Source organism: Phenylobacterium sp. RIFCSPHIGHO2_01_FULL_69_31, assembly GCF_001824475.1.
Taxonomy (GTDB): domain Bacteria; phylum Pseudomonadota; class Alphaproteobacteria; order Caulobacterales; family Caulobacteraceae; genus Phenylobacterium.
Genome location: NZ_MHXN01000006.1, coordinates 47,508 through 72,119, shown reverse-complemented (window position 1 = coordinate 72,119; position 24,612 = coordinate 47,508). Strand labels below are relative to the sequence as shown.

The window sequence follows — 24,612 nt, the reverse complement described above, 5'->3', positions numbered from 1 at the left end:
TGCACCGGAGATCAAGACACAGGCTGCGCCGCAGGTCACGACCGAACCTGGTGGGGTTGCGCCCGGGCCCGCGTTACGGTCAACGTCAACCGGCAATTGCGTATCCCATGGAGGTCGCCATCCCCGGATCGCCGGCGCGCACACAGGCGGCCCAGGACCGCCACATGGCCGAGCTGCTCGACAGCATCGGAGACGGCTTCATGGCGTTCGACGCCCACTGGCGCGTCACCTACTGCAACAGCAGCGCCCTGGCCCACTATGGCCTGCGCCGGGAAGAGGCCATCGGGCGGGTGGCCTGGGATCTCCCCGAACTCGGCGGCGACGGCGAGATGCGCGCCTTCCTCGAGCGCGCCATGACCTCCCAGGCCGAGGTGGAGGTCGAGGCCGCGTCCGAGCTTCGCCGGGGCGTCTGGTTCCATCTGCGCGCCTTCCCGCTGGAGGACGGCCTGGGCGTCACCTTTCGCGATATCACCGAGCGGCGGGAACGCGTCCGCCGCGAGCGCGAGCAGGCGGCGCGCCTGGCCGAGAGCGAGGCCCGGTTCCGTGACATGGCCGACAGCGCGCCCCTGCCCATTTGGGTGACCGGCGCCGAGGGCAGGCTCGAGTTCGCCAATCGCGCCTTCCGCGATCTCGCCGGCCTGCCCCTGGAGGAACTCACAGGCGACGCCTGGCTGGCGCTGCTGCACCGCGACGACCGGGACCGTATCGGAACCGCCCGCGAGCGGGCCCGCGGCACGCGCGAGCCGGCGAGCTGGGAAGCCCGCTTCCGTATCCGCGGCGAGTGGCGCTGGCTCCGCACCGTCTCCAGCGCCCGCTTCGACGAAGCCGGCGCGTTCCGGGGCTACGTCGGCTTGGCCCAGGATATCACCGACGAGCGCCAGGCCGCCGAACGCCAGCGGCTGCTGGTCAACGAGCTGAACCATCGCGTCAAGAACACCCTCGCCACCATCCAGTCGCTCGCGCGCCAGACCCTGCGCGAGGGCGTTTCCATGGCCGACGCCCGCGAGCGCCTGACCGAGCGGCTCCTGGCCCTGTCCACGGCGCACAACGTGCTCACCCGTCAGAACTGGGAGAGCGCCGAGATCGCCGACATCGTGCGCGAGGCCGTGCAGCCCTTCGACGGGCCGGAGGGGCCGCGGATCCACATCGAGGGCCCCCGCGCCCGGGTGGCCCCGCAGGTGGCGCTCGCCCTCTCCATGGCGCTGCACGAGCTTGCGACCAACGCGCAGAAGTATGGGGCCCTTTCGGCCCGGCAGGGGCGCGTCGATCTTCTGTGGGCGCTCAGCCCAACCGGCGAGGCGCTCGACCTGGAATGGCGCGAGACGGGCGGACCGCCGGTGTCGGCGCCGGCCACCAAGGGGTTCGGCTCGCGGTTGCTTTCGAGCCTCACCGCCGAGCTCGGCGCGCCGGCCGCAATCGACTACGCCCGCTCGGGCCTGTCCTGCCGGCTCCGGGCGCCCGTGGCCTGAGCCACGCTCAGCTCGCGACGCGGGTCCCGGCGTGCTCGTCGCTCGCCGCCCATTGGGCGGCGCGGGCGATGGCGCAGTACATCTCCAGCGGCTGGATCGGCTTGCGCACCAGGCCGTCGAACCCCGCGAGCTCGCCTTCGCCCTCCAGATCGGCGTCGGCCGTAAACGCCAGGACCGGCGCGCCCCGGTTCGGCCCCTCGGCGGCGCGAAGCTCCCGCAGCGTGGCGCGGCCGTCCAGCCCGGGCATGCGGAGGTCCATCAGCACCACGTCCACCGGCAGCCGCGCCAGGTGCGCCAGGGCGGCCCCGCCGTCGGCGGCGTCGCTCACCTGGGCGCCGGCGGCCTCCAGGATCCGGCGGCTCAGCTCGCGGTTCACGGCGTTGTCGTCGACCACCATGATCCGCAGACCTTCGATCGAGATCGGCGCATCCTCGCCCGCGAGGTCCTGGGCGCTCTCGGCGGCCGGCGCCGGCAGTTCGACCCGGAACGTCGCCCCTTCGCCCGGCCGGCTGTGGACGGCGATGGCGCCGCCCATGGCCTCGGTGATGCCGCGGCTGATGGCCAGGCCCAGGCCGGTCCCGCCGTGGGTCCGAGCCACCGAGCCGTCGATCTGGGTGAAGCGCTGGAACAGCTGCGCCTGGGCTTCCTCGTCCAGGCCCGGGCCGGTGTCGGCGATCTCGAGGCTCACCCGGCCGTCGCCGGCGGGCGCGGCCCGCAGGGTGACGCCGCCCTGCTCGGTGAACTTGATGGCGTTGCCGATGAGGTTGATCAGCAGCTGCCGCAGCCGGTCGGCGTCCAGCATCGCCGCGCGCGGCAGGCCCGGAGCGGGCTCGAAGACCATCGAAAGGCCCTTCGCCTCGGCTTGGCTGGAGAACAGATGCAGCGTCTCCTCGCAGACCTCGGCCAGGCTGGTCGGCCGCGGCCGGATCTCGAACTTGCCCGCTTCCAGCTTCGAGAAGTCCAGGATGTCGTTGACGATGGCCAGCAGGGCGTTGCCCGCCCCCGCGATCCGCCGCACGTAGCCGGCCGCCGCTTCCGGCAGCTCCATTTCCCGCAGCAGGTTGGTGAAGCCCAGCACGGCGGTCAGCGGCGTGCGGATCTCGTGGCTCATGTTGGCCAGGAACTGCGACTTGGCGGTCGCGGCGGCCTCGGCCTCGGCGCGAGACTTGGCGACGGCCTCCTCCTGCTCGACCTGCACGTTGATGTTGCGAATGGTGTCGAGGAAGCCGGCGGGCTCGCCGGTCTCGGGATCGCGCACCAGGCTGGGGTTCGATTCCAGCCACCTGTATTCGCCGGTCTCCCGGTCCAGACCGCGCCAGCGCACCCGGGTGGCCTGGCCATCGGCCAGCAGGCGCTTGAACGTCCGATGGACCTCCCGCGCATCGTCGGGATGGACGCTGTAGGCGAAGGACCGGCCTTCCAGCTCGTCCGGCGTCCAGCCGGTCTGCCGCACGCTCGGGCTGGCGTACAGCGTCTTCCCGGTCAGGTCGGTCATGGTGATCATGTCCGAGGTGTTCTCGGCGATGAGGCGATAGCGCCCCTCGCTCTCGCGCAGCGCCTGTTCGACCTGCCGGCGTTCCGACTGGTCGGTGACCTGGGCGACGAAGTGCCGGGGCGCGCCGTCCGCGTCGCGGGCCATCGACACCGCCAGCCCCACCCACACCGTCTCGCCGCTGGCGTGCAGGTAGCGCTTCTCCATCCGGTAGCTGTCGATCTCGCCGTTGGTCAGCTGTCGCAGCAGGTCCAGGTCGGTATCCAGGTCCTCGGGATGGGTGATCGTCTGGAAGTCCAGCGTCAGCAGCTTGTCTTCCGTATAGCCGGCGATCCGGCAGAAGGCGTCGTTCAGGCGCAGGAAGCGTCCGTCCAGGCCGACCAGGGCCATGCCGATCGCGGCATGGGTGAAGGCGGCCTCGAACACCTCGGCTTGCTCGCGCGCCTCCGCCTCCAGCAGGCGTCGCGCGGTGACGTCGCGGAAGATGTTGATGACCTCGACCACCTGGCCGTCGTCCCCGAAGATGATCTTCGGGTTGCCCTCCATCCAGATCCAGCGGCCGTCGGCGGCCCTGAACCGATGCTCGCGCTTCAGCGTCGGGTCGAGCGACCCCGCGAACAGGGCGGCGTTCTTACAGGCAAGGTCCGCCGCGTCGTCCGGGTGGACCATCGACCCCTGCGCCTCGCCGACCAAGTCCTCCGGCTCGTAGCCATAGCGGCGCACGGCGGGGGAGACGTACGTCAGGACGCCGTCGGCCCGGGTCCGCACGATGACATCGCTGGTCTGTTCGGCGATGAAGGCGAAGGCGCCCTCGGGCGCGGGCGGCACGCTGCTACTCAAGATCGATCCCTCTCCCGGCGCCGGGACGCCAGGGAGCAGGGTAAACGGCAACTCGCTTTCAAGGCGGTGAACGCCTGGACGCCGCGCGCCGCCCGGACTGCGGCCGTTCGCCGCAGTTCGCCGCTTACTTCGGTGCTTCGGTGGCCGGCGCGGTGGCCGGCTGATCTGCGGGGGTCGTCGCGACCGGCGGCGCCGAGCCATCGGCGGGCACGGCGCCGGTGGCCCCGGCGTCCGGCACGGTCATCTGCACGTTAGGGTCGCGCGGCTGCGTCGTATCCGGCATGGCGGCCGCCACGTCCGAGCCCTGCGGCGCAGTGCCGGTGGACCGTTCGCAGCCCGCCAAGCCGAGAGCCGCGGTCGCTGCGAGGGCGAGGATGATCTTCATGGACGGGTCCCTGTCTGAAACGCTCGCCCCTCAACGCATCGGGCCGGGGATCGCTCCCCGGCCCGCGTAGGTGTCGACAGGGGCGGCGATCAGTCGCCCGACTTGGCCTTCTTGCCGGCGCTGGCCTTGGCCGCGGCGGCCTTGTCGGCTTCGGCCTTCTCGGCGGCGGCCTTGGCCTTCTCAGCCTCCTCGGCGCGCGCCCCGGCCAGGATGCCCGGCAGCGCGTAGTTGCCCTCGTGGCAGGCGTATTCGTAGATCCGCCCATCCAGCGGCGAGAATTCGTACTCCCCGCCCCACGGCTTGTCCCAGGTGTCCGGGTCCTCGACGGTGAACTGGTAGTGCAACCGGTGCTGCCCCACGCGGGTGAATTTCTCGGTGATCTTCAGGTTCTGCCACGACCCCATGAAGTGCTGGGCCTGCGGAATGTGGGTCGTCTCCACCACCAGGGTCTCGCCCTCGTACCAGCCGATGGAATCGCCCATGTACGGCCGCACGTCGTCGGCCCGGTGCTTCGAGTTGAGCCGGATCTGGCGCACGTCGTGGTTCATCTCGACTTCGATGATCACCGCGTCGGCCGTCTGAAGGATCTGGTAGTTGTTGTTGTAGAAGCCGTTCGGGAACATCGGCGGCCCGGCGTTCCGGCCGAACGACATGATGCAGCGCTCGCCCAGCGAGCGCGTCTCGGGATGATCGAACGATCCCATGCCGCCGCCGAAGCGCGGCGCCGGCGGGGCGCCCGCCTTGCGCGGCGGGGGCTGGCCGTTGGCGGTGGTGATCAGCGAGGTGCGCGGCTCCCCGTTCACGCGCATCACGTGGCTGCCCGGGTCCAGCCAGCCGCGGTTGTAGCCGCCCACGTCCCCGCCCGCGGCCGCGAACTCGGGCCGGATGTTGGCGCCGGGCGGGGTCTTGGGCGCCTCGGCCGGCGCGTTGGGATCGGTGTCCTGATTGCCCTCCTCGACCTCGGCGGCCGCGTTGGCTTCCATCTCCTTCACCTGCTCAGGGGTGTAGTTGAGCTGGTCCTTGAACTGCGGCCGGCGCGTCAGCGGCGTCAGCGTCGCGTTGCTCCAGAACCCGGAGAGGTCCGGCTGGCCGAAGGCGTTGCGGGGCGTCTTCCACGCCGCGCCGGCCTTGGCGGGGGCGGCCTTCGCGCCCTCCGCGGCGGCGGTCAGCGGCGCGGCGGCGACGCCGGCCAGCAGGAGGCTCCCAAGTGCTGCGACGACCACCTTTTGCATGGCCTCATCTCCCCATCTTGTTCGCCGCGATCTCAGGTCGCCGCGTTCATACCGATTTTACGGCCGCCCCACCGATCCGGCAATGCGCCCACGCCGGCGTTCCACCGGTGCGGCTGGCCTATCGCCCACGCATTGCAGCCCTGTTTCAAAAATTGAAGATTTGGTACGGCGCTCAGCCGCAATCGGCCGCGCGGCGGCTCAGGAACGCCCGCTCCTGCGCGTTTCCGGCCAGCGCAGCGCCGCGCAGGAACTCGGCCCGCGCCTCCGCCTTCCGCCCCAGCCGCAGCAGCAGGTCGCCGCGCACGCTGGGCAGCAGATGATAGCGCTGCAGCGCCGGCGCCTCGGCCACGGTGTCGAGCACCGCCAGCCCCGCGGCCGGCCCCTCGGCGAACCCCACCGCGATGGCCCGGTTCAGCTCGATCACCGGCGATGGCCAGCCGCGCGCCAGCACGGCGTACAGGTTCGCGATCCGCCCCCAGTCGGTGTCCTCCGGCCGCCGGGCGCGGGCGTGGCAGGCCACGATCGCCGCCTGCAATGCGTGGAACCCGTCCTCCCCGCCCAGCGCCTGCGCCCGACCCAGCGCCACCAGCCCGCGGCGGATCTGCGCCCAGTCCCACAGGTCGCGGTTCTGGTCGGGCAGCAGGATCGGCGTCCCGTCCGGCCCCGCCCGCGCCGCCGCCCGCGAGGCGTTCAGCTCCATCAGCGCCAAGAGACCGTGGACCTCGGGCTCCTCCGGCGCGATCGCCGTGAGTATCCGGCCCAGCCGCAGGCCCTCGTGCATCAACTGCGGCCGCATCCAGTCGTCCCCGCGCGTGGCGGCATAGCCCTCGTTGAAGATCAGGTAGACGACGTCCAGCACGGACCCCATCCGGCGGGCCAGCTCCTCGCCCCGCGGCGTCTCGTATTCCAGGCCCGACTCCGACAGCGTCCGCTTGGCCCGGGTGATCCTCTGGCCCACCGCGCCCTCGGTCTGCAGGAACGCCCGGGCGATCTCCTCCGTGGTCAGGCCGCAGATCATCCGCAGCGTCAGCGCCGCGCGCGCCTCCCGCGGCAGGATCGGGTGGCAGGCGGTGAAGATCAGCCGCAGCCGCTCGTCGCCGATGTCGTCGTCCAGGCGCGAGTCGAGGTCGGGCATCGCCTGCTCCTCGACCTCCAGCGTCCGCGCCAGCGCCGCGTGCTTGCGCGCCAGCATCTTGTCGCGCCGCAGATGGTCCAGCGCCCGGCGCCTGGCCGTGGTCATCAGCCAGGCGCCGGGGTTCTGGGGCGCGCCGGCCGAGGGCCAGGTCTCCAGGGCGGCCACCAGGGCCTCCTGCACCAGTTCCTCGGCCAGCGGGACGTCGCGCAGCATCCGGGCCAGCCCGGCCAGCAGCCGCGGCTGTTCGATCCGCCAGACGGCCAGGACCGCCCGCTGCGCGGCGCCGTCCGTCACGCGACGGGGGCAGGCATGCTCGCGCAGGCCTCGGTCTCGACCCCCTGCATGGCCATCGGCCGCATCTCGCAGACGCCTTCCCAGCCGGGCATGTGCTGGCGGTGCAGCTCCATGAACCGCACGGCCGAGGCGATCGCCTCCTCCTTGGCCGGGAAGTCGAAGATCGCGTAGCCGCCGATGATCTCCTTCGACTCCACGAACGGCCCGTCCAGCACCGACACCTTGTCGCCCTTCAGCGAGATCTCGGCGCCCATGGGCATGGGCAGCAGCCCGCCCTGGTCGATCATACGGCCGGCGCGGATCTCCTCGGCGGCCAGCTCGCCCATGGCCTCCATCAGTTCGGGCGTGGGCGGGCCCTGGTGGCCCGAGCGGACGATGAACATATAGCGCATGGGAAATCTCCTAGCTTGAGCGGCGGGCGTCTTCGGCCCATCCCCCCGTCGACGAACGACCCGCCGCCAGACAGACACGGCCGGGCCGAAAAGTTGATGGCCCTCCGCGGCAACGCCCCGCCCGCGCGGGGACGGGCGCTTGCAGCCGATGGGCGTCAGCGACATTTGACCATCATCGCGGGGTCGCCCGCCACGTCCAGTCCCGGGAGACGCCGTTGCAGAAGTCCCTGATCGTCGCGTGCGCCGCCTTGGCGCTGGTCGCCGGTTGCGAGCGCCGGCCCGCCGCGCCCGCGGCCGCGGAAAAGGGCCCCATCGAGGTGCCCGCCATCGCGACACCCGCGGGGGGCGCGCCCGACTCCTTCGCGCCCATCGTCAAGCGCGTCTCCCCGGCCGTCGTCTCCATCGACACCCTCAGCGTCGCCCAGAACGACACCCCCTGGCTCGAGCTCCTGCCCCCCGGCCTGGCCGGCCCCACGCCCGTTCGGCGCGGCGCGGGCTCAGGCTTCCTGATCAGCGCGGACGGCTACGTGGTCACCAACAACCACGTGGTGGAGGGCGCCACCGAAATGGTCGTCAGCCTGGCCGACGGGCGCCAGTTCCCCGCCCGCATCGTGGGCCGCGACCCGCCCACGGACCTCGCGGTGGTCAAGATCGACGGCCGCGACCTGCCCTACGTCAGCTTCGCCCGCTCCGCTCTGCCCGAGGTGGGCGACTGGGTCGTGGCGGTGGGCAATCCCTTCGGCCTGGGCGGCACGGCCACCGCCGGCATCGTCTCGGCCCGGGGCCGCGAGATCGGCGAGACCTTCGTGGGCTATCTGCAGATCGACGCCCCGATCAACAGCGGCAACTCCGGCGGCCCGTCCTTCGACCTCCAGGGCCGCGTGGTGGGCGTCAATTCCGCAATCTTCTCGCCCAGCGGCGGCTCGGTGGGCATCGGCTTCGCCATCCCCTCGGACCTGGCCGAACGGGTCACCCAGCAGCTCATCGCCGAGGGCCGTGTCACCCGCGGGTACCTGGGCGTCGGCGTCCAGGACCTGACTCCCGCCCTCGCCGCCCGGCTCGACGCCCGCGGCCGCCGCGGCGCGGTGATCGTCGGCGTCGCCGCCGGCGGCCCCGCCGCCGGCCGCCTGCGCCCGGGCGACGTGGTGGTCGCCGTCGAGGGCGCGGCCATCGCCAGCGCCGGCGGCCTCCTGCGCGCCATCGCAGAGGCGCCCCCCGGCGCCCAGCTCACCCTCCAGGTCCTCCGCGCCGGCCGCCCCGAAACCGTAACCGTGCGCACCGCCCGGCGCAGCGATCAGGGCTGACGGGGGGCGGTCAGTCCTACGCCACGGCCCGCCGGTAGAGATGCCAACTGGCGTGTCCAAGGACCGGCACCACCACGATCAGCGCCAGCAGCGCCGGCAGGGCGCCGATCACCAGCGAGCCAGCCACGACCAAGCCCCAGAGCGCCATCGTTCCCGGGTTCTCGGCCACCACCTTCAGCGAGGTCCGGGTGGCCACGTCCACGCCCACGTGGCGGTCGAGCAGCAGCGGGAACGAGACCACGCTGATCGCCAGCGCCGCCACGGCGAACAGGAATCCTACGCCGATGCCGATGGCGATCATCGCCCAGCCGCCGCCGGTGGCGAACACCTGGTCGACGAAGCTCGCGACCGTCACCGGCGGGCCGTCGCCGAACGCCAGCAGGCTGATCTCGTAGGCGGTGGCCAGCCACAGGGCGAACAGGCCCACGAGGATCAGGCCCATGCCGATGATCGAGCCGATGGCCGGCGAGCGGAGCACGCCCACCGCGTCCATCCAGCTCACCGTCTCGCCCCGCTCGCGGCGGCGGCTGATCTCGTAGAGGCCGATCGCGGCCAGCGGTCCGATGAGCGCGAAGCCCGAAAGCAGCGGAAAGATCATCGGCAGCAGCGCGTAGCGGAACGCGGTCGCCGCCAGCACCAGGCCCGCCAGCGGATAGATGACGGCGATGAAGATCACGTCGTCCCGCGCGGCGGCGAAATCGTCCACCCCCTTGCGCAGCGACGCCCAGAGGTCGGCCGCCGTGATCCGCCGCACCTGGGGCGCCGCCCGGGCCGCCGCGCGCGCCGCGGGATCGCTGCGCCGTCCGGGCGAAAAGGCCCCGGCCAGTCCCTTCAGCACATACTCGAACGGATTCTCGACGTGATTTCCGACAGCCATCGCACACCTCCGGCCCGATCGGGCGCGTGGCGGCGCAAGGCTCCTGCCGGTTCGGCTGGCGTCTGGCGCAGGCCATCGCCCAGGAAACTCGAGGGGGAGCCTAGCACGGAAGCGGCCCCTGGGGCCATCGGCGCGCTCCCAGCCCCGCCGCCCCACGGTCAAGCTGCGCCCGAAAACGGCCTAGATCGGGCCCGATGGAATGGTTGTTCAAAGCTTAACGACGGTCGGGGGGACCAACCGGAACGGAGAGAATTGAATGATCCACCCTACGTCGAAGGTGATGATTGCGGGGGCGGCGTTACTGGGTGTGGTGAGCCTGGGAGGGTGCGCCACAAAGAAGTTCGTCAGGGAAGAAGTGGCCGTCGTGGGCGCCAAGACCGACGTGGTCGCCGGGCGGGTCGACACCGTCGAAACCCGCGTCGCCAGCGTCGAGGGCACGGCCAAGGACGCGCTCGACCGCGCCACTGCGGCGGGCAAGCTGGCCGAGGGCAAGTTCCTCTATTCCGAGGTCCTGTCCGACGACGGCTTCAAGTTCGGCGTGGCCAAGGCCACCCTGACCCCTGAGATGCAGGCCCGCCTCGATGCGATCGCCGAGAAGCTGAAGACCGACAATCGGAACGTCTACATCGAGGTACAGGGCCATACCGACGCCACCGGCTCGAAGGACCTGAACTACCGGCTGGGCGAGGAACGCGCCGAAGCCGTGCGCCGCTACCTCAACCAGCACGGCGTGCCGCTGAACCGCATCAGCACGATCTCGTACGGTCCGGATTCGCCGGTCGCGCCCAACCGTGACCGCGCGGGCCGCCAGGCGAACCGCCGGGTCGTCCTGGTCGTGCTCTCCTAGAGCGCGACGAAGTCGCCCAAAGCCCCGTGACCGAGGCCGCACGCATCCACGCGAAGCGCCGCCGCCTGGTCACGGGGATGCTAAGCCTTGGTGGGCACGCGGCGTTCCTCGCCGCGCTGCTGCTCGCCCAGCCCGATATCCCGCCGCCCCGCGAGCTGCCGGCGGTGCAGGTCCAGCTCGTGGAGCTGCCGCCCCCGCCGCCGCCCGCCCCCCCGGCGCCGAAACCCGAGCCCGAACCCGACCCCGCGCCGCCGACCCCGCCGCCGCCAAAGGTCGAGCCCAAGCCCAAACCGACGCCGCCCCGGCGCACGGTCTCGCGGCCAGTCCGCACGCCTCCGCCCGACGTGACGCCCATTGAGGCCGATTCCGGCCCGGTGACGGACCTCGCCGCCGAGGTGAGCGACGCCGAGCTCGCTTCCGCCACCAAGGCCGGTTCGGGTGTCGGCGCGGGCGGCGGCGGCGGGCGCTGCGACATGGTCGCCTGGCTGCAGGCCAAGCTGCGCAAGGACCGCCGCGTACAGGCTGCGATGGCGCAGGCGCATCAGGGCCGCGCGATCCGCGTCTGGAACGGCGACTGGGTCACCCACCCGGGCCAGGAGGGCAAGGGCTTGGCCTCGGTCCGCGAGGCCATCATGTGGGAGGTCGCCTTCGCGCCCGAGGCCTGCCGCCAGCAACGGGTGCGCGGCCTGATCGTCGTCTCGCTGGACGACGGCCCGGCCTCGCCCCGGGTGGTCGTTGGCGCCGGCGACTGGCGCTGGTCCGACCTGCTCTTCGCCCGCAGCCGCGGCGGCTAGCCGGCCAGCAGGGCCTCCAGCTTGCCCACGGTATTCCAGTTGCGCATCGTGCCGCGCACCTTCAGCCGCCGCTCGATCAGCGTGTTCGACAGCGTCGAGGTCCCCGCTCCGCCGGGAAACCACACATAGAGGCAGCCCGGCCCGGCGCGCACCTGTTCCCCGGCCCCGCACGCGTTCTCCAGCGTCTCAGGCCCGGCCTGCGGCGTCCCGGTCAGGAACATGGCCATCAGCCGGTTGGGCTCATCCTTCGCCTGTTGTGGAAAGGGATTGGCCGCGATGACGGCCTGAAGCTGCGCATGGTCGCGGACCATGACGTCGGCCTTGAGCCCCTGGTCCTTTGCGATCGCCGCCTCCAGCGCCGCCTCGGCCTCGTCCGGCGCCAGGCGCGAGCCGAACAGCAGGTTGCCGCTGGCCAGCAGGGTGGCGGGGCTGTCGAACCCCGCCTCCGCCGCAATCCGCTTCAGGTCGGCCATCAGCAGCTTGCGCCCCCCGACGTTCACCGCCCGGAGGAGGCCGGCGAACCGCCTCATTTCGAGGCTGCCTCCCACGCCAGGAACTCCGGCGTCTCCAGCAGGCGCTGGCAATATTCTCCCGCCGCGCCGGAGTCGCCATAGTCCGACAGCTTCACCCCATAGGTCCGGAACCGGGTCGCCACCGGGGTGTAGAACGCATCGGCGATCGACCATTCGCCCACCAGGAACGGCCCGCCGAACCGGCCCAGCAGCTCGTTCCAGACCGTGACGATCCGCCGGATGTCCTTCTGCGTCGCGGGCGACAGCTCGGTGGGCTTGGGCTCGGCCTCCAGCGCCATGGGGCACTCGCCGCGCAGCGAGGCGAATCCAGAGTGCATCTCCGCGGTCGCCGCCCGCGCCAGGGCCCGCGCCACCGGGTCGGCCGGCCAAAGGCCCGGCACCTTCTCCGCCAGGTACTCACAGATCGCCAGGCTGTCCCAGATCGTCAGCCCGCCGTCCTTCAGCACCGGCACCAGGCCCGATGGCGAGTGGACCCGGATCTGCGCCTCGCTGACGTTGTTCTCCTGGCGCAGCTCCACCAAGGTTTCGGTGAAGGACAGCCCCGAGCGCTTCAGCGCAAGCCAGGGTCGCAACGACCACGTCGACCACCGCTTGGTTCCGATCACCAGCTCCATCGCGCTCGCTCCATACTGCTGTTTTGAAACACTTGAATCGTTGCGGCCGGCCGCAGGGCGCCATCTAGTTCGGGCCAAGCACAAAGAAAACCAGAGGAACGCGTCCCCCATGACCGAAGCCGTGTCGCCCAGCGGCCCCGTCGCCACCCCCGCCTCCGAAGGCGGCCTGCAGGCGGCTCCGTTCTCCAAGGCCTACGCGCGCTACGCCATGTGGCTGCTCCTCGGCATCTATGTGATCAACTTCCTCGACCGCCAGGTGATCAACATCCTGGCCGAGCCGATCAAGCAGGACCTGGGCCTCGCCGACTGGCAACTCGGCCTGATGAGCGGCCTGGCCTTCGCCGTCTTCTACACCTTCCTGGGCATTCCCATCGCCCGACTCGCCGAGCGCAAGAACCGCGCCTTCATCATCGGCTCGGCCACCGCGGTCTGGAGCGGCTTCACCGCCCTCTGCGCCACCGCCGGCAACTTCTGGCAGCTGATCATCTTCCGCATCGGGGTGGGTGTGGGCGAAGCCGGCTGCACGCCGCCGGCCCACTCCCTGATCGTGGACTACACGCCCAAGGAAAAGCGCGCCTCGGCGCTCGCCTTCTATTCCATGGGCACCCCGATCGGCAGTCTGCTGGGCCTGGTGATGGGCGGGCTGATCGCCGACGCCTACGGCTGGCGCGCCGCCTTCCTGGTGGCCGGAGTCCCGGGCCTGATCTTCGCCCTGCTGGCCTTCTTCACCCTGAAGGAGCCGCGCAAGCTGATGGCCCAGCACGCGGCCCAGGTCGCGGCCGCCTCGGCCACCTTCGGCCAGACCATGTCCTACCTGATGCAGCGGCGCACCTTCTGGTTCATCGCCTTCGCCGCCGCCATCAAGGCCTTCATCGGCTACGGCCACGCCCCCTTCACCGCCTCGTTCTTCCTGCGCAACCATCCGGAAGAGATCGCCGCCCTGGCCGCCAGCTTCGGCCTGGGACCCGTGGGCTTCCTGGGCCTGGCGCTGGGCGTCATCAGCGGCACCGCCGGCGCCATCGGCTCCTGGGTGGGCGGCTGGATCGCCGACAAGTACGGCCGCAAGGACCTGCGCGCCTACATGGTGGCCCCGGCCATCGCCAGCCTGATCACCATTCCGGTCTACATCACCGCCGTCAGCATCGACCAGGCCAGCGTCGCGCTCTTCATCCTGGCCATCAACGCCTTCCTCGGCACGCTCTGGTACGGCCCCGTCTACGGCACCGGCCAGTCCGTCGTGCCGCCGCACATGCGCGCCACGGCCGCGGCGATCCTGCTCTTCATCATCAACCTGATCGGCCTGGGCCTCGGCCCGCTGGCGGTGGGCCTGCTGTCGGATTGGTTCAACAAGGGCATGGGCATGGGCGCCGCCGAAGGCGTCCGCTGGGCCCTGATCGTCTCCACCCTGTTCGGCCTGATCGCCTTCGTCTGCTTCTGGCTGGCCCGCCGCACCATCCGCGAGGAGACCGTCAGCTAGAGCGGCTTGAGCTGCGCCGGCGGCGCGCGTACCCAGGCGCCGATGACCGAAGTCGCCGTGCAGACCCTGCTGCGGACCCGGACGCTCGCCGTCCGGGATATCCGCTGCCGCGGGACCTGCCGACACGCCGGCGCCGAGGAATGCGCCACCGCGACCGAACTCGTCTTTCCCTACCGCGGCGTCTACACGCGCCGGCTCGGGCGGGATCTCGCGGTGGCCGAGGCCAACCAGGTCCTGTTCTTCAACGCCGGCGAGGGCTACCGCATCGCTCACCCCGTGGCCGGCGGCGACGCTTGCCTGTCCTTCGCGCTCGACCCGGACGTGCTGCGCGAGCTGGCGCCCCAGCCCCTGCTCCGCCGCGCCCCGGCCCTGGCCTTCCACGACCAGCGCCGCCGCATCGACCCGCAGGCCCAGGCGCTGGCCGCCCAGCTCCGCCACGGCCTCGCCGCCGGCGCCCTCGAGCCGCTGGAGGCCGAGAGTCTCGCCCTCTCCCTGGCCCGCCGCGCTCTCGGACCGCGCACCAGCCGCGCCATCGGCGGGACGCCGGGACGCCGTCGGCTCGCCGACCGCGCCAAGCTTGTGCTTAGCACCGATCCTGCCCGTCGCTGGACCCTGGCCGAGATCGCCGCCGAGGTGGGGGGCTCGCCGGTCTATCTCACCCAGGTCTTCCAGGCCGTCGAAGGCGTGCCGCTCTATCGCCACCAGTTGCACCTGCGCCTGGCGCGGGCGCTGGACCTGCTGCCGCAGGCCGACGATCTCACCGCGCTCGGCCTCGACCTCGGCTTCTCCAGCCACAGCCACTTCACGGCCGCCTTCCGCCAGGCCTACGGGCGCCCGCCGTCCGCCTTCCGCAGGCGCCCGGCCAGGGCGCGCTGACCCCGAACGACAGTGTCGCGAAGGTCGTCTCGAAGTCGGCGTCCGCGTCCGGCCCCAGCGGCTTGGTCCACACCACGCTGAGCCGCCAGGCTCCCGCCGAGGGCGCGGCGAAGACCGCCTCTCCCGCCGCATCCGTCCGCCTTGAAGCCTGCGGCCCGGCGCCGCCGGCCAGCTCGGTCAGCTCGGTCAGCTCGGTCAGCTTCACGAGGGCGCCCGCCAGCGCCTTGCCCTCAAACAGCACCCGAACCGGCAGCCGGCCCGCCTCGGTCCTGGGCCACGCCAGGGGGACGATCTCCAGCGGCAGGCCTGCCGGTCGCATCGCCGCACCCTCTCCGTCATCCACCTGAACGATCGCCTTCGCCGCGCGCCGATAGCGTTCGGAGCCCTCGCGCTCGCTCCGCCCGGCCCGCTTCCGGGCCTCCAGGGCCGGGATCAGGCCTTCCTCGACAAGATAGGCGTTGAACTTCTCCGCCGGCAGCCGGCTGCGCCCATCCGCGTCGGTGGCCAACACCAGGACGTGCGCGCCGGGCGCCTCGAAGCGCGCCGCCGTGTCGCCGCCGCTCGCCCCCAGGGTCAGGGCCCCGGCCAGGTCCCGCACCGTCCCATCCGGGGTGAGGGCCTCGAACCGCACGATCCTGCGCCGCGGGATCGACGAGCGCTGCCGCTCAGCGCCGTCCCCGACCTGGAGGGTGATAGCCGTGGCCCCGCCCGCTTCGACGGCAAAGGCCTGCGGCTGGATCCAGAAATCGTGGGCCTGGGCGGCGCCCGCGGCCAGAGCGAGGCCCACGACCAGCCAGATTCTCACCGGGTCACGCCCGGCGCCGCCAGGAACGGAAACGTCGCGCCGGCCCCGATCTCGTCCCGGTCCACCCCGTCGCTTACGCCCGACGTGGTCCCGTTCACCAGCAGCGCGCGGTAGGCATCCATGGCGTCGAGGTTCGGCGCCCGCCCGCCACAGTCGCCCGCCAGGTCCCGGCGCCCCGACAGCGCCGCCCGCTCCACCGCGAACAGTTCCGTGCAGGTTCCGGACGCGCCGTTCACCCACAGCCGGTCATCGGCCAGCAGCGTCGCTAGCGGCAGGTAGCGGGACGGCCCGCTGTCGGCATCGGCGAGCCACGCGTTCCCGCATTCGCCGTCGAAGCCGTCGTACAGCGCCAGGCTTCTCTCGATCTCGCCCACGAAGGCGTCCGCGGCGGCGGGCGTCGCGCGGTTGTACTGCGCCTTCAGCGTCTCGGCCGTCTCGGCAGGTCCCAGCGTCCCCAGCAGGGCGTTGCCGGTCAGCGGCCGGCCCATACGGTCGATCCGCCCCTCGGCGGTCGCCGTCTCGGCCCACACCGCCAGCATGCGGCCGCCGGGGGCCGCGGCGTCCACCTCCACCGACACCACCAGCGCGGCCGGGGTCCAGCCCGCCAGCAGGTTCTCCGCCGGCCCACCCGCCGTGTGGCCCCAGCGGCGCAGGATATCCCGCGAGACGCCCGCGTCGAACGCCGGGCATCCGGCCCGATCCAACGCCGCCCCGGCTCTCACCGCCGCTCCCGCGGCATCGTAAGCGTCCCGCGTGCCCCGCACGTTGTTGAAGAACGGATCGTCCCGGGGGCCGGCGAACACCCGCATCCGCCCCTCGGCTCCGGCCAGGCCTTCCGGCCCGCCGGCCGCGCCGCGGACCCTGTCGAAGTCCCCGGCCCGGCAGTCGGCGGTCGCCCCATCGAACCTGCAGCTGATCTCGACGCTCGCCTGCGTCGCCCCAAACCGCGGCCCGCTGTCCACGTGGAAGACATAGGTGTGCCGGTCGGAGAACGCCTTGCCCACAATGGTCATCGCCAGGTTCAGCCGCCTCGCATCCGGCGACATCCAGGCATAGACGTCCCCAATATCCGCCGCCGGGTCAGCCACCACCGCGGCACTGTCCAGGTGGTCCGACGCCCGCGTCGCGCCGGCGCCCGCCAGGGCAATCACCCCGGCCGCCAGCACCCGCGCCCTGAAACGGCGCCCTCGTTCGTCCCTACCCATGCCACGGCCCCGCCCGACAGTTGATCCTGCCGGCTGCCTAGCCGCCGTCCGCCCGCTCCCGCTGTCGGAATCTTTAGCGAACGGGCGCGGTGGGCGAGTTACAGGACAAGGCGTGCCATGAAGGGGTCCCCTAGCGTCCCCCTACCGCCGGCGCGAAACGCCCGCTAACGTCGGGCCAACCACAACAGCCCCGGCCACCGGGAGCGCGGGGAGCGTAGTCACACCATGCCGCCAGCCAATGCCGCGCCCGGATCGCCCGCCTATTCCCTGGGCTACCGCAACACGGTCCTGTGGCTGCTGGTGGTCGCCTACACCTTCAACTTCATCGACCGCACGATCATCTCGACCATCGGCCAGGCCATCAAGGTCGACCTGGAGCTGTCGGACCAGCAGCTCGGCTGGCTGGGGGGCCTGTCGTTCGCCCTCCTCTACACCACCCTGGGCATCCCCATCGCCCGGCTGGCCGAGCGCAAGAGCCGGGTCAACATCATCGCCATCGCCATCGTGGTCTGGTCGGCCTTCACCGCCCTCTGCGGCACCGCGACCTCGTTCGTGCAGCTCCTGCTCTACCGCGTGGGCGTGGGCGTCGGTGAGGCGGGCATGTCGCCGCCGGCCCACAGCCTGATCAGCGACTACTTCGAGCCCAAGAAGCGGGCCTCGGCGCTGTCGATCTACGCCTTCGGCATCCCGCTGGGCACCATGTTCGGGGCCATCGCCGGGGGCTGGATCGCCCAGAACGTCTCCTGGCAGGCGGCCTTCATGCTGGTGGGCCTGCCGGGCATCGCGGTGGCCATCGCCATCAAGCTGATCATCAAAGAGCCGCCCCGGGGCTGGAGCGACAAGCAGGTCGCCCTCGAAACCGAGCCCCCCGCCGCCCTGGGCCAGGAGGCCTCGGAAGCCGGCGCCCCGTCCGAAGGCCCGGGCCGCACCGCCGATCCGCCGCCCTCGATCGTGGCCGTGGCCAAGCGCCTGTTCGGCTCGTGGGGCATGTTTCACATGATCGCCGGCATCACCATGGCCAGCTTCGCGGGCTACGGCACCGGCCAGTACGTGCCGCCCTATTTCATCCGCGAGTTCGGCCTCGACCTAGCCACCGTCGGCCTGCTCGTGGGTCTGGTCGCCGGCGTCGCCAACGGCGCGGGCACCCTGCTCGGCGGCTTCCTCACCGACTGGGCCAGCAAGCGCAACACCCGCTGGTACGCCCTGGTGCCCGGCATCGGCCTGCTGGTCGCAACGCCCCTCTACCTCTTCGCCTTCTCGCGCGACGTCTGGCAGCTGGCCGTGCCCTTCTGGCTGCTGGCCGGGGTGCTGCACTACACCTACCTCGGCCCGACGTTCGGTGTGGTGCAGAACGCCATGGACGTGCGCATGCGCGCCACCGCCGTGGCGTTGCTGTTCTTCGTGCTCAACCTGATCGCCCTGGGCTTCGGCCCGCCCTTCTGCGGCTGGTGCATCGACCAGTTCGCCCGCGCCGCCTTCACGGCCAAGGGCATGGCCGGCGACTTCCTGGAGGTCTGCAAGGGCGGCGTGGCGCCGGCGGGCTCGTCGGCCGAGCTCTCGGCCGCCTGCACGACCTCGATGTCCGAGGGCACCCGGATGGGCCTGCTCTCGAACCTGCTGATCTATGGCTGGGCCGGCGTCCACTACCTGCTGGCCGCCATCACCCTGCCCAAGGACATGGCCCGCGCCCGGGCCGCGGCCGACGCGGGCGATGCGGCGGCGGCGGCGCGCGCGGCGGGGTAGCCCGAGAAAAAGCCGCCGCGTCAGCCCAGAGCTGCAACTTTCTGGGATTGTGGCGAGTTTACGGCAGCGTCGGGGGAACAACCGTGACCTGACGTGGGGCTGACATGTCGAAGAAGAGCGTCGCGCTCGCCATTGCCTCCGCCGCCTGCATCATGGCGGCGCCGGCCGCCCAGGCGGCCACCGTGATCGACCTTGGTCCATCCGAGCGCTGCAGCGCCTCGGGATGCTTCGGCGGCGACAGCCGCACCTTCACCCAGGCCTTCACCCCCGCGAGCGGCAAGGTCGACATCTCGGCCTTGCGCCTCTTCCGCGGCATCGTCGGCGACATGCAGAACCACGCCGTACGGATCAGCTTCACCCGCGCCGACGGCACGGTGGTCGAGAGCTGGGGCGCCTACACCCTCGCCGCCATCGCCTCGGGCGATTTCGTGACCATCGGCGGACCCGGCTTCACCTGGGACTCTGCCGACGGCGCCCTGCTCCTGAAGCTGGAGTTGCTGGTTCCGGGCAAGGGCGGCGCCGGCGGCTTCGGTGGCGCGGGCGCAAGCCTGACGGCCGGCGGCCCGATCCCGACCGCCGCCAGCCTGGCCATCGCCCCGGTGTTCGCCAAGGGCGCCCCCCTGGTCAACGGCGCCGGACCCAACGGCGGCGGCAACCCGCTCTTCGCCACCGCCGTGCCCGAACCGGGAACCTGGGCGCTGATGATCGGCGGCTTCGCCCTCGCCGGCGCCCGCCTGCGCCGCCGCGCCCGCCTCAAATCCGCCTGACCACCGCCAGAACGCGCCCCGTCAGAACTCGCCCAGGACGCGAATTGGGTTCCCTCCGAAAGGGTGGGGGCTTGCGATTCCACCTTAAGACGAGTCAGATGCGCTACAGTAAAGCTAATGGGGTGCTCCATGCGCAGGGTTACGACGGCGGTCTCCGCGATCGCTATGGCGACCGCGCTTTCGGTTTGGGTTGCGCCCGCGCAGGGGGCGACCATCCTGCAGGCGGGTCGCAACGAGGGTTGCGGCAAATCCACCTGCTTCAACGACAAGGGCGTCTTCACCCAGACCTGGTCGGCCAACAACGCCGGCGGGCCCATGACGGTCGGCCAGCTCATGCTGGACCGGGGCGTGCTGGGGGACCTGGACGGCAAGACCTTCCGCCTCTCCTTCCAGCTCAACGGCCAGGAGCTGGGCTCCTGGGGCAACTTCACCATGGGCGGCATCGCCGGGGATGAGCTGCTGTTCAACGGCCAGGCCTTCACCTGGAACCCCGAGGACGGCGAACTCACCCTGGTGCTCGAGATCTACAAGCCCAAGACCGGCGTGGGCGGCTTCAGCGCCCTCAGCGCGCCGGGCGGAAGCGCGCCCAACAACATTCAGGATAACGAGCTTCCCAACCTGGGCGGCGGGTCGGGCGTCGATGCGATCGTTCCGGGCCTCGTGCCCGAGCCGGCCACCTGGGCGCTGATGATCGGCGGCTTCGGAATGGCCGGCGCGGCCCTGCGCCGCCGCTCGCGCGTTGTGGCCTAGCTGCAACCGAGCCGAGAAAACATCCCGTTACAGGGGTGTTGCTGGATTGACATGACTCGTTGCTGAAACGGTCATCATCCCCATGAAGCGCCCGGCGCACGCCGGGCGCGGGGAGAAGACGTTCATGCAAAAGCAATTTGCGCAGGCCGCCTCTTGGGCGGTCCTGATCACGCTGGGCGCAGGTGTGGGGACCGCCGCCGCCCAGGCCGGATCCGCCGTCGAGGAGGTGGTGGTCACCGGCTCGCGCATCCGCACCAGCCCGCTCGACCAGGCCCAGCCCGTCGTCCAGATCGACGAGGCGCTGGTGGCCAAGCAGGGCCTCACCTCCACCGTCGACGTGCTGCAGCGCATCCCGTCGGCTGGCGGCGGCCTCAACGCCAAGTTCAACAACTCCGGTAACTTCGGCAATCCGCCGGACGGCGGCGGCGTGGGCGCGGGCTCGGCCGAGATCGACCTGCGCTACCTCTCCAGCCGGCGCGTGCTGGTGCTGGTGGACGGCCTGCGCTGGGTGCCCGGGGCCGCGGCCTCGGGCGTCCCGGGCTCGGTCGACCTCAACACCATCCCCACCGCCATGATCAGCCGGATGGAGGTGCTGCAGGAAGGCGCCTCGCCGATCTACGGCTCCGACGCCATCGCCGGCGTGGTCAACATCATCACCAAGCAGCGGCAGCAGGGCTTCCAGGCCACCGCCCAGATCGGCCAGACCGACCACGACGACGGCTTCGCCCAGGACTACAACGTCACCTGGGGCGCCGCCTCGGACGGGACCGAGATCGTCGTCGGCGGCGGCTACTTCAAGCAGGATCCGATCTTCGCCGCCGACCGCAAGATCAGCCGCTTCCCGCAGCCCTTCGCCACCGCCTGCGACGCCAGCTGCTCGTCGGGCACCCCACTGGGCCGCTTCATCGTCAGCGACCCCAACACCGGCCAGGACCTGAACCTCACCCTGAAGCAGCCGCTCCAGCCCGGCCAGCGCCCGGTCTATGTCCCCGGCGACCCCACCGGCGCGGCCTCCAGCTTCAAGGGCTTCACCACTGCCGACCGGTTCAACTTCCAGCCGTTCAACTACATCTCCACGCCGCTGGAGCGGGTCAGCCTGTTCGGCTCGGTCACCCAGCGGATCACCGAGACCACCCGCCTGCGGGTCCGCGCCAGCTACGTCCAGCGCAAGTCGGCCAACCAGGCTGCGCCGCTGCCCCTGTTCGTCGGCCCCGACGCCGGCAACGGCAACCTGCTGGATACGGTCAGCGTCGACGCCACCAACCCCTTCAACCCCTTCGGCTTCACCCTGCAGCCCGGCACCTACGCCTTCATCGGCCGCCGCCTGGTCGAGGCCGGCCCCCGCCACTACGAACAGGAGGTCGATACCTGGAACGTCACCGCCGTCCTCTCCGGTGAGTTCGGCGTCGGCGACCGCACCTGGGCCTGGGACGTCAACGCCCTCTATTCGCGCAACCACGCCGAACAGACCTTCACCGGCAATGTGAACGCCCAGCGCGTGCAGCAGGCCCTCGGCCCGGCGGCGCTCTGCACCGGCGCCTGCACGCCGCTGAACATCTTCGGCGGCGCCGGTACGATCACCCCGGCCATGCTGCAGTTCATCGGCTTCACCCAGCAGGACACCAGCCAACAGGAGCTGACCGACTTCTCCGCCAACCTGACCGGCGACCTGTTCGACCTGCCGGCCGGGCCGCTGTCGTTCGCCGTGGGCCTGGAGCGCCGCCGGACCGAGGGATACTTCCAGCCCGACGCCATCGTCGCCGCCGGCCTGTCGTCCGACATCCCGGCCCAGCCCGCCCGCGGCAAGATCACGGTCAAGGAGGCCTACGGCGAGCTGCGTGTGCCGATCCTGGCCGACGTGCCGATGTTCCACCGGCTGGAAGCCTCGCTGGCGGCCCGCTTCTTCGACTATTCCACCTCGGGCTCGGACGAGACCTTCAAGGCCGGCCTCTCCTGGCGGCCGACCGAGGAGCTCCTGTTCCGCGGCTCGTGGGGCGAGGGCTTCCGGGCGCCGTCCATCGGCGAGCTGTTCGGCACCGCTTCGCGCTTCGACCAGGAGATCAATGACCCCTGCTCGGGCTTCAGCGGCGCCACCCCGGCCAACGTCCGCGCCAACTGCGTCCTGCAGGGCGTGCCGGCCAACGGCAGCTACACCCAGCTCAACTCCCAGATCTCGGTCATCACCAGCGGCAACCGCAACCTGAAGCCCGAGACCAGCGAGAGCTGGAACTTCAGCGGCGTGTGGGAGCCCAGGTTCTTCCGCGACACCGGCGTCTCGCGCGCCGTCTCGCTGGAGGTCGCCTACTCCAACATCGAGCTCGACAACGCCATCCAGGCCCAGAACGGCCAGAGCCTGGTCGACCGCTGCGCCCAGACCAACGACGCCCTGGCCTGCGCCACCATCACGCGCACCGCCTCGGGCCAGATCGCCGGCATCGCCAACCCGCTGATCAACATCGGGGGCATCAAGACCCGGTCGCTGGACGTCAACCTGATCTGGACCTCGCCGGAATGGGACATCGGCCAGTTCGGGGCCCGCTGGTACACCACCCGGCTGCTGGAGTTCACCGAGTACGTCCCCGCGTCCGGCGGCCTGCTTGCCATCGAGCGTGAGGGCACCGAGCGCGGCAGCCCCGACCAGGCCTATCCCAAGACCAAGTCCACCCTGATGCTCGACTGGGACAAGGCCGACGTCGGCGCCACCCTGACGGGCCGCTACATCTCCAAGGTCCAGGAGGCGGGCGACGCCAACAAGCTGGAAGCCCGGCTTTACGTGGACGCCCAGTTCCGCTGGCGCCCGACCTTCCTCACCGAGGACATGAGCGTGGCCATCGGCGTCAACAACCTGTTCGACAAGGACCCGCCGGGCTGCGTCACCTGCGGCCTAAACAACTACGACCCGAACGCCTACGACGCCCCGGGCCGCTTCATGTACCTGCGGCTCAGCTACCGCCACTAAGGCCGAGGTTGACTTGGGCGGGGTGTCGTCTCAGACACCCCGCCCATGATCCCCCGCTACGCCCGCAAGGAAGCCGCCGCGATCTGGGCCCCCCAGACCCGCTTCAAGATCATGTTCGAGATCGAGGCCCACGCCGCCGACGCCATGGCGGACCTGGGCGTGATTCCCAAGGAGGCCGCGCGGGTCATCTGGGAAAAGGGCCGCGACGCCATCTGGGACGCCGACCGCATCGACGATATCGAGCGCGAGGTGAAGCACGACGTCATCGCCTTCCTGACCCACGTCACCGAAATCGTCGGCCCCGAGGCCCGCTTCCTGCACCAGGGGATGACGTCCTCCGACGTCAACGACACCACCCTCGCCGTCCAGCTCGTCCAGGCCACCGACCTCCTCATCGAGGACGTCGACATGGTGCTGGCCGCCCTCAAGAAGCGGGCCTTCGAGCACAAGCTGACCCCCACCGTCGGCCGCAGCCACGGAATCCACGCCGAGCCCACCACCTTCGGCCTCAAGCTCGCCGGCCACTACGCCGAGTTCCAGCGCGCCAAGGAGCGCCTGGCGATGGCCAAGTTCGAGATCGCCACCTGCGCCATCTCCGGCGCCGTCGGCACCTTCGCCAACGTGGCCCCGGAGGTCGAAGCCTACGTGGCCGACAAGATGGGCCTAGCCGTCGAGCCGGTCTCGACGCAGGTCATCCCCCGCGACCGCCACGCCGCCTACTTCGCCGCCCTGGCCGTGGTCGCCAGCTCCATCGAGCGCCTCGCCGTCGAGATCCGGCACCTCCAGCGCACCGAGGTCCTCGAAGCCGAGGAGCCGTTCGACGTGGGCCAGAAGGGCTCGTCGGCCATGCCGCACAAGCGCAACCCGATCCTGACCGAGAACCTCACCGGCCTCGCCCGGCTGGTCCGCTCGGCCGTCGTGCCGGCCATGGAGAACGTGGCCCTCTGGCACGAGCGCGACATCAGCCACTCCTCGGTCGAGCGCGGCATCTGCCCGGACGCCACCGTTCACCTCGACTTCGCCCTGCGCCGCCTGGCCAGCGTGGTCGAGCGGCTGGTGATCTACCCCGAGAACATGGCCCGGAACCTCGACCGCCTGGGCGGCCTCGTCCACTCCCAACGTGTGCTCCTGGGCCTGACCCAGAAAGGCCTGTCGCGCGAGGCCAGCTATGCAGCCGTCCAGCGCAACGCCATGAAGGTCTGGCGCGGCGAAGGAAACTTCCTGGACTTCCTGAAGGCCGACCCGGAGATCACCCTCTCCGACGCCGAACTCGAACAGCTCTTCGACCTCGGCTACCACTTCAAGAACGTCGACCGCGTCTTCGCCCGCGTCTTCGGCGAACAGGCCTGATCCCGCGCCGCCGGCGCTGTCGTATTGACCGCCAAGACGGTTATCGTCTCCCTGCGACGTGGGGAGCCGCCGCCATGGCCGACATCGAAGACGTTCGCCGCCTCGCCCTCGCCCTGCCTGGCGCGCACGAGGTCTCCTACAAGGGCGACCCCTGGTTCAACGTAGGCAAGAAGACCTTCGCCCTGGCCCTCGGCAGTCGCGTGGTGCTCAAGCTCGACAAGCCCCACCAGGAACTCCTCTTCGAGATCCGCCCCGACACCTTCCAGCCCTGCAAGGTCGCCACCGTCCACTGGGCCTACGTGGAGATCGCCCAGCTCGACGAGGCGGAGCTGGCGGCCCTGGTCCGCGAGGCCTGGGCCCAGATCGTGCCGAAGAAGGTCAGCCGGCCTCTGATCGAAGACGCAGGCTGAACCTCACCCGCCTCCGCCCTTGACGCCCCCCAGGGAAAGCCCGTCACCTCTCGCGCAACGGG

The 24,612-nt window shown here is 71.1% G+C and carries 22 protein-coding genes; 12 read left to right on the top strand and 10 right to left on the bottom strand.

The genetic code is table 11. From position 1 onward, the window contains the following. The first annotated feature begins 107 nt into the window (after positions 1–107). Positions 108–1,469 carry a PAS domain-containing protein gene (locus A2790_RS03150; protein WP_293387497.1) on the top strand — a complete coding sequence of 454 codons (1,362 nt, stop codon included), beginning with the start codon at positions 108–110 and terminating at the stop codon, positions 1,467–1,469. Between the two features lie 7 nt (positions 1,470–1,476). Here A2790_RS03150 and A2790_RS03145 read toward each other — a convergent pair whose 3' ends face one another. The 5 genes from A2790_RS03145 to A2790_RS03125 form a co-directional block, all read right to left on the bottom strand. Beyond that, positions 1,477–3,801, bottom strand: coding sequence for a PAS domain S-box protein (locus tag A2790_RS03145; protein ID WP_293387495.1), 2,325 nt, complete (start codon positions 3,799–3,801; stop codon positions 1,477–1,479). 124 nt (positions 3,802–3,925) lie between these two features. Then, positions 3,926–4,186 (bottom strand): hypothetical protein, encoded by a 261-nt coding sequence (locus A2790_RS03140; protein WP_293387493.1) that lies wholly within the window; start codon positions 4,184–4,186, stop codon positions 3,926–3,928. A gap of 89 nt (positions 4,187–4,275) precedes the next feature. Beyond that, positions 4,276–5,418, bottom strand: coding sequence for a hypothetical protein (locus A2790_RS03135; RefSeq protein ID WP_293387491.1), 1,143 nt, complete (start codon positions 5,416–5,418; stop codon positions 4,276–4,278). 172 nt (positions 5,419–5,590) lie between these two features. After that, a complete protein-coding gene (locus A2790_RS03130; RefSeq protein WP_293387489.1) occupies positions 5,591–6,847 on the bottom strand; it encodes an RNA polymerase sigma factor in 1,257 nt (418 codons plus the stop codon). Then, positions 6,844–7,239 carry a YciI family protein gene (locus A2790_RS03125; RefSeq protein WP_293387487.1) on the bottom strand — a complete coding sequence of 132 codons (396 nt, stop codon included), beginning with the start codon at positions 7,237–7,239 and terminating at the stop codon, positions 6,844–6,846. Before A2790_RS03125 ends, A2790_RS03130 begins: the two co-directional genes overlap by 4 nt. A 215-nt stretch (positions 7,240–7,454) precedes the next feature. On the opposite strand from A2790_RS03125, the gene A2790_RS03120 reads away from it, so the two are divergent. Next, on the top strand, positions 7,455–8,543 hold the full coding sequence (locus tag A2790_RS03120) for a trypsin-like peptidase domain-containing protein (RefSeq protein ID WP_293387485.1): 1,089 nt from the start codon (positions 7,455–7,457) through the stop codon (positions 8,541–8,543). 16 nt (positions 8,544–8,559) lie between these two features. On the opposite strand, the gene A2790_RS03115 is transcribed toward A2790_RS03120, so the two are convergent. Then, entirely contained in the window at positions 8,560–9,420 is an 861-nt protein-coding gene (locus A2790_RS03115) for a DUF2189 domain-containing protein (RefSeq protein WP_293387483.1), read from the bottom strand. Positions 9,421–9,676: 256 nt separating this feature from the next. On the opposite strand from A2790_RS03115, the gene A2790_RS03110 reads away from it, so the two are divergent. Next, complete coding sequence (locus tag A2790_RS03110; RefSeq protein ID WP_293387481.1) at positions 9,677–10,267, top strand: OmpA family protein; 591 nt, start codon at positions 9,677–9,679, stop codon at positions 10,265–10,267. A gap of 26 nt (positions 10,268–10,293) precedes the next feature. Then, positions 10,294–11,061 carry a hypothetical protein gene (locus A2790_RS03105; protein WP_293387479.1) on the top strand — a complete coding sequence of 256 codons (768 nt, stop codon included), beginning with the start codon at positions 10,294–10,296 and terminating at the stop codon, positions 11,059–11,061. On the opposite strand, the gene A2790_RS03100 is transcribed toward A2790_RS03105, so the two are convergent. After that, complete coding sequence (locus tag A2790_RS03100) at positions 11,058–11,591, bottom strand: DUF1697 domain-containing protein (protein ID WP_293387477.1); 534 nt, start codon at positions 11,589–11,591, stop codon at positions 11,058–11,060. The genes A2790_RS03105 and A2790_RS03100 overlap by 4 nt on opposite strands. After that, complete coding sequence (locus tag A2790_RS03095) at positions 11,588–12,208, bottom strand: glutathione S-transferase family protein (RefSeq protein ID WP_293387475.1); 621 nt, start codon at positions 12,206–12,208, stop codon at positions 11,588–11,590. Before A2790_RS03095 ends, A2790_RS03100 begins: the two co-directional genes overlap by 4 nt. 109 nt (positions 12,209–12,317) lie before the next feature. On the opposite strand from A2790_RS03095, the gene A2790_RS03090 reads away from it, so the two are divergent. Together A2790_RS03090 and A2790_RS03085 are read left to right on the top strand one after the other, a co-directional pair. Continuing rightward, positions 12,318–13,685, top strand: a complete 1,368-nt coding sequence (locus A2790_RS03090) for an MFS transporter (protein ID WP_293387473.1) — start codon at positions 12,318–12,320, stop codon at positions 13,683–13,685. 42 nt (positions 13,686–13,727) lie between these two features. Continuing rightward, a complete protein-coding gene (locus A2790_RS03085) occupies positions 13,728–14,561 on the top strand; it encodes an AraC family transcriptional regulator (protein WP_293387471.1) in 834 nt (277 codons plus the stop codon). Here the strand turns inward: A2790_RS03085 and A2790_RS03080 are convergent. Both A2790_RS03080 and A2790_RS03075 read right to left on the bottom strand, forming a co-directional pair. Then, positions 14,488–15,366 carry a DUF4198 domain-containing protein gene (locus A2790_RS03080; protein ID WP_293387469.1) on the bottom strand — a complete coding sequence of 293 codons (879 nt, stop codon included), beginning with the start codon at positions 15,364–15,366 and terminating at the stop codon, positions 14,488–14,490. The genes A2790_RS03085 and A2790_RS03080 overlap by 74 nt on opposite strands. Next, on the bottom strand, positions 15,363–16,571 hold the full coding sequence (locus A2790_RS03075) for a hypothetical protein (protein WP_293387467.1): 1,209 nt from the start codon (positions 16,569–16,571) through the stop codon (positions 15,363–15,365). The genes A2790_RS03080 and A2790_RS03075 overlap by 4 nt, the downstream gene beginning before the upstream one ends. A gap of 225 nt (positions 16,572–16,796) precedes the next feature. Here A2790_RS03075 and A2790_RS03070 point away from each other — a divergent pair, with 225 nt between their 5' ends. From A2790_RS03070 to A2790_RS03045, 6 genes are all read left to right on the top strand, one after another. Further along, entirely contained in the window at positions 16,797–18,314 is a 1,518-nt protein-coding gene (locus A2790_RS03070; protein WP_293387465.1) for an MFS transporter, read from the top strand. 104 nt (positions 18,315–18,418) lie between these two features. Then, positions 18,419–19,081, top strand: coding sequence for a PEPxxWA-CTERM sorting domain-containing protein (locus A2790_RS03065; protein ID WP_293387463.1), 663 nt, complete (start codon positions 18,419–18,421; stop codon positions 19,079–19,081). Positions 19,082–19,210: 129 nt separating this feature from the next. Beyond that, the gene (locus A2790_RS03060) at positions 19,211–19,831 is read left to right on the top strand and encodes a PEPxxWA-CTERM sorting domain-containing protein (RefSeq protein ID WP_293387461.1); all 621 of its coding nucleotides are present in this window, start codon (positions 19,211–19,213) and stop codon (positions 19,829–19,831) included. Positions 19,832–19,955: 124 nt separating this feature from the next. Further along, entirely contained in the window at positions 19,956–22,790 is a 2,835-nt protein-coding gene (locus tag A2790_RS03055) for a TonB-dependent receptor (protein ID WP_293387459.1), read from the top strand. Positions 22,791–22,835: 45 nt separating this feature from the next. Further along, positions 22,836–24,140: an adenylosuccinate lyase gene (gene purB / locus A2790_RS03050; RefSeq protein WP_293387457.1), complete on the top strand. Its 1,305-nt coding sequence runs from the start codon at positions 22,836–22,838 to the stop codon at positions 24,138–24,140. A 74-nt stretch (positions 24,141–24,214) separates the two neighbouring features. After that, entirely contained in the window at positions 24,215–24,550 is a 336-nt protein-coding gene (locus A2790_RS03045) for an MmcQ/YjbR family DNA-binding protein (RefSeq protein WP_293387455.1), read from the top strand. Positions 24,551–24,612: the final 62 nt, after the last annotated feature.

Excerpts from the sequence above, each read along its gene's own strand:
- A2790_RS03110 (WP_293387481.1), top strand. The coding sequence starts at position 9,677 with ATGATCCACCCTACGTCGAAGGTGATGATTGCGGGGGCGGCGTTACTG.
- A2790_RS03100 (WP_293387477.1), bottom strand. The coding sequence starts at position 11,591 with ATGAGGCGGTTCGCCGGCCTCCTCCGGGCGGTGAACGTCGGGGGGCGC.
- A2790_RS03085 (WP_293387471.1), top strand. The coding sequence starts at position 13,728 with ATGACCGAAGTCGCCGTGCAGACCCTGCTGCGGACCCGGACGCTCGCC.
- A2790_RS03115 (WP_293387483.1), bottom strand. The coding sequence starts at position 9,420 with ATGGCTGTCGGAAATCACGTCGAGAATCCGTTCGAGTATGTGCTGAAG.
- A2790_RS03070 (WP_293387465.1), top strand. The coding sequence starts at position 16,797 with ATGCCGCCAGCCAATGCCGCGCCCGGATCGCCCGCCTATTCCCTGGGC.
- A2790_RS03055 (WP_293387459.1), top strand. The coding sequence starts at position 19,956 with ATGCAAAAGCAATTTGCGCAGGCCGCCTCTTGGGCGGTCCTGATCACG.
- A2790_RS03140 (WP_293387493.1), bottom strand. The coding sequence starts at position 4,186 with ATGAAGATCATCCTCGCCCTCGCAGCGACCGCGGCTCTCGGCTTGGCG.
- A2790_RS03125 (WP_293387487.1), bottom strand. The coding sequence starts at position 7,239 with ATGCGCTATATGTTCATCGTCCGCTCGGGCCACCAGGGCCCGCCCACG.
- A2790_RS03045 (WP_293387455.1), top strand. The coding sequence starts at position 24,215 with ATGGCCGACATCGAAGACGTTCGCCGCCTCGCCCTCGCCCTGCCTGGC.
- A2790_RS03095 (WP_293387475.1), bottom strand. The coding sequence starts at position 12,208 with ATGGAGCTGGTGATCGGAACCAAGCGGTGGTCGACGTGGTCGTTGCGA.
- A2790_RS03135 (WP_293387491.1), bottom strand. The coding sequence starts at position 5,418 with ATGCAAAAGGTGGTCGTCGCAGCACTTGGGAGCCTCCTGCTGGCCGGC.
- A2790_RS03090 (WP_293387473.1), top strand. The coding sequence starts at position 12,318 with ATGACCGAAGCCGTGTCGCCCAGCGGCCCCGTCGCCACCCCCGCCTCC.
- A2790_RS03065 (WP_293387463.1), top strand. The coding sequence starts at position 18,419 with ATGTCGAAGAAGAGCGTCGCGCTCGCCATTGCCTCCGCCGCCTGCATC.
- purB (WP_293387457.1), top strand. The coding sequence starts at position 22,836 with ATGATCCCCCGCTACGCCCGCAAGGAAGCCGCCGCGATCTGGGCCCCC.
- A2790_RS03075 (WP_293387467.1), bottom strand. The coding sequence starts at position 16,571 with ATGGGTAGGGACGAACGAGGGCGCCGTTTCAGGGCGCGGGTGCTGGCG.
- A2790_RS03060 (WP_293387461.1), top strand. The coding sequence starts at position 19,211 with ATGCGCAGGGTTACGACGGCGGTCTCCGCGATCGCTATGGCGACCGCG.
- A2790_RS03150 (WP_293387497.1), top strand. The coding sequence starts at position 108 with ATGGAGGTCGCCATCCCCGGATCGCCGGCGCGCACACAGGCGGCCCAG.